The 7,575-nt window shown below is 38.6% G+C and carries 5 protein-coding genes and 1 pseudogene; 5 read left to right on the top strand and 1 reads right to left on the bottom strand.

Translation table 11 applies throughout. The annotated features are described in order from the left end of the window. The 3 genes and pseudogenes from rplP0 to alaS all read left to right on the top strand — a co-directional run. Window positions 1-366, top strand: a pseudogene (rplP0, locus tag E7Z77_RS09545) (50S ribosomal protein L10); the annotation flags it as partial. Window positions 367-424: 58 nt separating this feature from the next. Further along, window positions 425-733 (top strand): 50S ribosomal protein P1, encoded by a 309-nt coding sequence (rpl12p, locus tag E7Z77_RS09540; RefSeq protein WP_292753480.1) that lies wholly within the window; start codon window positions 425-427, stop codon window positions 731-733. A gap of 167 nt (window positions 734-900) precedes the next feature. Next, complete coding sequence (gene alaS / locus E7Z77_RS09535) at window positions 901-3,594, top strand: alanine--tRNA ligase (RefSeq protein ID WP_292753477.1); 2,694 nt, start codon at window positions 901-903, stop codon at window positions 3,592-3,594. 29 nt (window positions 3,595-3,623) lie between these two features. Here the strand turns inward: alaS and E7Z77_RS09530 are convergent, their stop codons facing one another. Then, a complete protein-coding gene (locus E7Z77_RS09530; protein ID WP_292753473.1) occupies window positions 3,624-5,012 on the bottom strand; it encodes a carbon starvation CstA family protein in 1,389 nt (462 codons plus the stop codon). Window positions 5,013-5,183: 171 nt separating this feature from the next. Between E7Z77_RS09530 and thiI the strand changes: the two genes are divergently transcribed. Further along, window positions 5,184-6,338: a tRNA uracil 4-sulfurtransferase ThiI gene (gene thiI, locus E7Z77_RS09525; protein ID WP_292753470.1), complete on the top strand. Its 1,155-nt coding sequence runs from the start codon at window positions 5,184-5,186 to the stop codon at window positions 6,336-6,338. 140 nt (window positions 6,339-6,478) lie between these two features. Next, window positions 6,479-7,575 (top strand): fructose-1,6-bisphosphate aldolase/phosphatase (gene fbp, locus E7Z77_RS09520; RefSeq protein WP_292753467.1); only part of this gene is annotated, 1,097 nt, incomplete at its 3' end.

Raw genomic sequence — 7,575 nt, 5'->3', positions numbered from 1 at the left:
GCATTTAGAAGTGCATTCAACTTATCTGTAAACGCAGCTATACCTACTGATGAAACTATTTCCACTATCATTACTCTCGCATACACCAGAGCAATCAATGTTGGTGTGGCAGGAGCAATTATGACCTCTGAAACTTCAGAACCGATCATCGGTTTAGCACAAGCTAAAATGTTAGCTTTAGCATCCGAAGTTGCTGATGCACCTGGTGCTATTGATGATGAATTAGCTGAAAAACTTTCCAACGTTGCTGTAGCAGCTGCTCCAGCAGTCGAAGAAGTAGTTGAGGAAGAAGAGGAAGAAGAAGAGGAAGAAGAAGAAAATAGTGAAGAAACAGCAGCAGCTGGGTTAGGAGCTCTGTTTGGTTAAAATTAAAATTTTTAATTATTATTGAAAACTAACACTTTAAAAAATTAATGGTGATAACATGGAATACATATATGCGGCAATGATTTTGCACAGTGCAGAAAAAGAGATTAACGAAGAAAATGTTAAAAGTATTATTGAAGCAGCAGGAATTGAAGCTGATGATGCTAGAGTTAAAGCTTTAATCGCAGCTTTAGAAGATGTAGACATCGACGAAGCTATGGAAACTACTGCTATGGCAGCAGCAGCTCCTGCAGCTGCACCAGTAGCAGCTGAAGCTGCTGAAGAAGAGGAAGAAGAAGAGGAAGAAGAGGAAGAAGAAGCTTCTGAAGAAGCAGCAGCAGCTGGATTAGGTGCTCTCTTCGGATAGATTTTAAAATCTATCACCTTTCTTTTTTTTTATTTTACTTTTTTTTAGAACTACTATTTTTTAATATCATTTTTGTGTGTTTTCAAGTATTTTCCATCTATTTTTTGAAAGTTATTTATTGTATTAGAAACATATTATATACTAATAAATAATTTAAACTGATTTATATGGTAGAAATTTTTGATGAACTTGGTTATAAAAAACAAACATGCAAAACCTGTGGTCAAGAGTTTTACTCCCAAGTTGATAGGGATACTTGTGGAGACGCTCCATGTGACGAGTATGGATTTATTGCCAATCCTGCTACTGACAAACCATACAACTTATATGAAATCCAACAGGTTTTTAGAGAATTTTTAGAAAGTGAAGGACACACACATGTCCATAGATATCCTGTTTTAGCCAAAAGATGGAGGGATGATGTATTTTTAGTGGGAGCATCCATTTTCTGTTTCCAGCCTTGGGTAACTTCAGGCCTTATTAAACCTCCGGCTAACCCGATTGAAATGGCTCAACCTTCAATCAGGCTTAATGATGTTGATAATGTGGGAAGGACAGGCAGACACATGACCTGTTTTACAATGGGTACACATACTGTAATTAACAAGGAAGATGATTTCATCTATTGGGAAGATGAAACAATCAGGCTCTGTCATGAATTCTTCAAATCAATCGGAATCAATACAGAGGAAATTACATTCATCAAGTCCTGGTGGGCTGGTGGAGGTAATGAAGGACCTTGTTATGAAGTATGCTGCAGGGGTGTGGAACTTGCCACTTTAGTATTTATCCAATATGAAACCTTGGAAGACGGATCCAAAAAGGAAATTCCGATTAAAGTTGTGGATACAGGTTATGGTCTTGAAAGAATTGCATGGATTTCCCAGGGAACTCCTACAGCTTATGATGCTTGTTTCGCTCCTGTTGTAGATAAGTTAAAAGAATTGACCGGTGTTGAAATCAATGAGGACATTCAGGGAAGAAATGCTCAAATTGCCGGAATGATGGATATTGAGGACATCGGTGATTTGAAGGAACTCAGGCAACAGGTTGCAGACAGTTTAAATTTATCTTTAGAAGACTACTTGAAAGCGGCTGAGCCAATGGAAGCAATATATATTATTGCTGACCACACCAGATGTCTTGCTTTCATGTTGGCAGACGGAATCATCCCTTCCAATGTAAAGGAAGGATACCTGGCACGTTTAGTCTTAAGAAGGACCATAAGATTCATGAAAGAATTGAATATGAAAGAATCCCTGGCCGATGTAATGGCGATACAATTGGACTTCCTATCAAAATTCTATCCTGAAATTCGTGATTCAGAAGAACATATCATGAACATAATTACCCTGGAAGAGGAAAGGTATGCAGCTACTGTCAAAAAGGGAAGAAGCATTGTCAAAAGATCAATTAAAAGACTCAAAAAAGAGGGTAAAAATGAAATGCCTCTTGACATGCTAATCGATTTATATGATGCTCATGGAATTCCTCCGGAAACTGTAGTTGAAATGGCAGGTGACGATTTTACTGTAAATGTTCCGGATAACTTCTTCACACAAGTTGCAGGAGCTCATGAAAAGGACACTACTCATAATAAGGAAACTTTCAAAGTAGACTACCCTGAAACTGAATTGCTGTTCTATAAAGATTTCTACCAACAAGAATTTGAAGCGGAAGTTTTGGGTTTAGTTGAAAAAGACGGCAATCAATGTTTAATCTTTGACAAAACCGTATTCTACCCTGAAGGAGGAGGTCAGCCTTCCGATATAGGTGAAGTTTCCATTGATGGAAATGTCTTTAAAATGAATTATGCTGAAAAAGTAAACAATGTTGTATTGCACCATATTGAGGGCGACGTCTCCAGTGATGTAATCGGTAAAAAAGTAAATGGTAGCCTGGACTGGAACAGAAGAATTACACTTGCACGCCACCACACAGGAACTCACCTGGTCATAGCCGCCGCAAGAAAAATCCTGGGCCAGCACATTTGGCAAGCAGGATCCCAAAACGGTCTTACAAGAGCCCGTATTGACTTGTCACACTACAAACGTATCACACAAGAGGAGCTAAACGAGATTGAAATACTGGCCAATAAATATGTGATGGATAACATCGATTTGGACATCCAATTCCATACAAAAGATGAAGCAAACAAATTATATGGATTTGTACTTTACCAGGGAGGTGTTGTTCCTGGAAAAATAATTCGTGTAGTCAAAATCCCTGGAGTTGATGTTCAGGCCTGTGCAGGTACACATGTATTGAGAACAGGTGTAGTCGGTCCGATCAAAATCAACAAAACCGAAAGGGTTCAGGACGGTGTTGAAAGAATTGATTTCTCAGCAGGTCTTGCGGCAATCGATTCAATACAGCACGATGGTGATATTCTAAGGCAAAGTTCAGCAATCTTCAAGGTTGAAAACGACCAATTGCCGAAAACATGCGACCGATTCTTCTCTGAATGGAAAGCACAGAAAAATGAAATCGACCGCCTGAAATCAGAAATCGCTTCCTTAAAAATGAATTCCCTAGCGGATGATTTTGATGAGATTAACGGTTTGAAGGTTGTTCATCAATTAATCGAAGCAGACTTTAAGGAACTTCAAAAAATGGCTACAGACTTTACAGATAATGGTAAAGCGGATGTTGTCATTATGGGAAACAGTGACGGTAAGATAGTCGGTGCGGCTTCCCAAAAAGCTATTGATGATGGTGTTAAAATCAATGAAATCATCAAGACTGCAGCTGGCGTATTGGGCGGAGGCGGCGGAGGCCGTCTGACCTTGGCACAAGGTGCAGGTAAAAATGCAGATAAAATGGATGATGCTATCCAAACTGCTGTTGATTTAATTAAATGATAAGAGAAATTTCTTTCTCTTACACTTTCTTATTTTTTATATTTTTTCAGGAATGCTATTGTAAGGATAGCTGTTGCGATAACTGCAATCACATTAGCAGTCATTGAAGGCAATCCGAGCCCTTCGGAAGCCTGCAATATATATCCGAATGCAATTAAGGAACATACAATTGCAGGAAGCAGAGTAATGATGTAGTGTTTCTTGTTTTGAATTAGATAAACTGATGCAGCGAAGAGCACAGTAGTGGCAACCAGCAATTGGGACCATGCGAAGTATCTCCAAATCAATGCAAAATCAAGAAAAGTCAATGCAAATGATACTAAAAACAGAGGTACGGCCAATTTTAACCTTGAAACTAATTTTTCCTGATTAAAATTTAATTCATCGGCCAATGTTATTCTTGAACTTCTAAGTGATGTGTCCCCAGTTGTTATTGGACATATTACAACACCAATCACGGTTAAAATCAAACCAATTGGTCCAAGTAATGTTATTGCCATTTCATGCACTGCGACTGAAGGTGTTGCTCCGTAAAGAACTGCAAGTTGTGGCTGTCCGTGGAAAAAGGCCATTGCAATTGCAGCCCAGCATAAAGCGGTCAAACCTTCCAAAACCATTGCACCGAAGAATACTGGTCTTGCATCCTTTTCATTTTCCATACATCTTGCAACAATTGGAGATTGGGATGCGTGGAAACCGGAAATAGCGCCGCATGCGATGGTAACAAATAAATATGGGAAGATACTCTTTTCAGTTAAGTATAATCCCTGTGTTGTAAATTCTGGAATGCTGTATGAAGGATTTAGGATTAATGCTCCAGTCATTAGCACAGCCATGATTAGGAATAATGCTCCAAAAATTGGGTAGATTTTCCCGATAATCTTGTCGATGGGAAATAGGGTGGCCACCAGGAAGTAAATAAAAATCAATATTGTCCAGTATAACACTGGAGTGCTGGTTAGGTTGGCGAGCAAGTCAGCGGCTCCTGTTGCAAAGGTAGATGCAACAAGAATCCCTGTCATGATGATAATGATTGCTGTCACCTTTTGGACGGTTGTCCCCAAATATTTTGAAATAATGTTTGGCATTGTCAAACCGCCATTTCTTAAGGACATGAATCCTGAAAAGAAGTCATGAACTGTACCGATAAAGATTGTACCTAATACAATCCATAGGAATGCGACCGGTCCGAATAATGCTCCTTGAATAGCCCCGAATATAGGTCCTAAACCTGCAATATTTAAAAAATGAACCAGAAAATTTTTATATTTTGGCATAGGAATGTAATCAACACCATCCTCCAGTCTGTATGCAGGCGTTTCGATATTTTCATCAACATCGACTTCCCTTTCGATAATTTTGCCATAAACAAAATACGAAGCTATTAAAACAAGAAAACAAATCCAGAAACTATACATACTGTATAGTTTAATTATGAATTTATATAAAATTTTTTACAAAATCAGGATTTGCATTGATTAATTTTATTAATTATTAAATTCAAAACTCTATTTGCTGTTATATTTAAAAACTAGTATAGAAGGGATTGCTATTTTTTTCAGCGTGCACTAATTAAAAGAGTTGTTTAAATGAATTATGATTTAATAATTGCAAGATATGGTGAAATCGGGCTTAAAAGTCCAAAGATAAGGTCACGTTTTGAAAGAAAGCTAGTTAAAAATATCAAAGCTACTTTTGAATGCGATGTAGACAGAAATCAGGGAAGAATATACATTCATCCTGAAGATTTTGATGAAGGAATCGAAAAGCTGAACAGGGTATTCGGTGTTGTATCATACTCTCCGGCAACTTCCACAAAAACAAACTATGATGACATTGACAGGACATTGTCTGAATATGTGGATGAGTTGATTGCCGAGGGCATTCTGGATGAAAACACCAAATTTGCCATCAAATGCAGACGTGTGGGAAAACATGATTTCACTTCTCAGGAGATGGCAGCACACTGTGGAGGTGTTGTAAGGGAAAGGATTCTCGCCCCTGTCGACTTAACAAATCCTGATTTGACAATATTTGTTGAAGTCAGGGAGGATGACACTTATATTTTTCATGAAAAAATCAAAGGTCCTGGCGGTTTGCCTTTAGGAACCCAGGGTAGAGTTATCGTTCTGCTGTCAAGCGGCATAGACTCACCAGTTGCAGCATACCTGATGATGAAAAGGGGCTGTGAGGTCATCGCGCTTCACTGCAATAACGATCCGTTTTCAGGCCCTAAAGTTACTGAAAACTTCAATCTGCTGGTTGATCAGCTCAATATATATGCGAAAGGCACTCCAATCAAAAAGCGTGTAATAGACTATGGTGAATATCTGACTGTTGCTAAGGAAAAGGCACCGGAAAAGATGACATGTGTCTTATGCAAATCAGGCATGTATAGGATTGCTGAAAAGCTTGCCTTGAAGCTTGGAGCTGATGCAATTGTTGACGGAAGCAGCGTAGGTCAGGTTGCGTCACAGACATTGTCAAATATCCTTGCCACAAGATACGGTGTCGACGTGCCGATATTGTCCCCATTGATTGGTCTTGATAAGGAAGAAATAACTGCAATTGCTCAAAAAATCGGAACATTTGAGATATCTAAAATCGATGATGGAGGATGCAGTGCAGTTCCAAGATATCCGGAAACACGTGCAGACTTGCAACGTGTTAAGGAAGCTTGCGAAGCAATGGACCAGGATACTGAAGTCCAAAAGGCTTTCGAAAATATAAGAAGACTCGATTGAGTTTTCTCATTTCTATTTTTTTTTAACTTTTTGATATTGGCGATACCTCCAATCATAAAATACATAATAATTAAATAGTATACATCTCAAAAATAATATATGTATAGTAAATAATTGATTTACTAATCGAGGTATTTAAAATGAAAACTACTGTTAGTGTAATTAAAGCTGATATTGGAAGTGTGTCCGGACACTGTGTCGCACACCCAGAATTAATGGACATTTGTGATGAGGTTTTAAACGAAGCTTTAGAAGCTGGCATCATAAAAGATTATTATATCTCCCGTTGCGGAGACGACATAGACTTAATCATGACCCATGACAAAGGGGAAGAAAACGAAGAAGTTCACAAAACCGCATATGAAGCATTCATGAAAGCTACTGAAAGAGCACGTGAATTGAAATTATACGGTGCAGGTCAAGACTTATTATCTGATACCTTCTCTGGAAACATCAAAGGTATGGGTCCTGGTGTTGCAGAAATTGAATTTGAAGAAAGGCCATCTGATCCTGTACTCATATTCTGCTGTGACAAAACTGAACCTGGTGCATTCAACTTACCAGTATTCAGAATCTTTGCAGACCCATTCAATACTGCAGGTCTTGTAATTGACCCATCATTACACGATGGATTCAAATTTGAAGTATTTGATGTAATCGAACACAGAAAAGTTATCTTAAACTGTCCTGAAGAAATGTACGATTTACTTGCATTAATCGGTTCCACTGGAAGATACGTAATTAAAAGAGTATGGAAGAAAAACGGTGAAATCGCAGCTGCAGTAAGTACTGAAAGATTAAACTTAATGGCTGGAGAATACGTCGGTAAAGACGACCCAGTATGTATTGTAAGAGCACAATCTGGTTTCCCTGCTAACGGTGAATGTGTAGATCCATTTGCATTCCCACACATGGTAAGCGGATGGATGAGAGGATCCCACAATGGTCCAATGATGCCTGTATCAGAAGCAGAAGCAAACCCAATCAGATTTGACGGACCACCTAGAGTAGTAGGATTAGGTTTCCAAGTTGCTAACGGTGAATTGATTGGTCCTGTAGACTTATTCGATGACCCTGCATTTGACCCTACTCGTGAACAAGCTGCTAAAATCGCAACTTACATCAGAAGACATGGTCCATTTGAACCTCACAGATTACCTGCTGAAGAAATGGAATACACTTCACTTCCTGGTGTAATGGAAAAATTAGAATCCAGATTTGAAGACATGGATGATTA

Source organism: Methanobrevibacter sp., assembly GCF_015062985.1.
Classification (GTDB): Archaea; Methanobacteriota; Methanobacteria; order Methanobacteriales; family Methanobacteriaceae; genus Methanocatella.
Note: the sequence above shows the minus strand (reverse complement) of the source record. Positions and strands in the feature narration are given on the sequence as shown.

What these genes read in the sequence shown, in the direction of transcription:
- rpl12p (WP_292753480.1), top strand. Translation starts at nt 425, where the DNA reads ATGGAATACATATATGCGGCAATGATTTTGCACAGTGCAGAAAAAGAG.
- alaS (WP_292753477.1), top strand. Translation starts at nt 901, where the DNA reads ATGGTAGAAATTTTTGATGAACTTGGTTATAAAAAACAAACATGCAAA.
- E7Z77_RS09530 (WP_292753473.1), bottom strand. Translation starts at nt 5,012, where the DNA reads ATGTATAGTTTCTGGATTTGTTTTCTTGTTTTAATAGCTTCGTATTTT.
- thiI (WP_292753470.1), top strand. Translation starts at nt 5,184, where the DNA reads ATGAATTATGATTTAATAATTGCAAGATATGGTGAAATCGGGCTTAAA.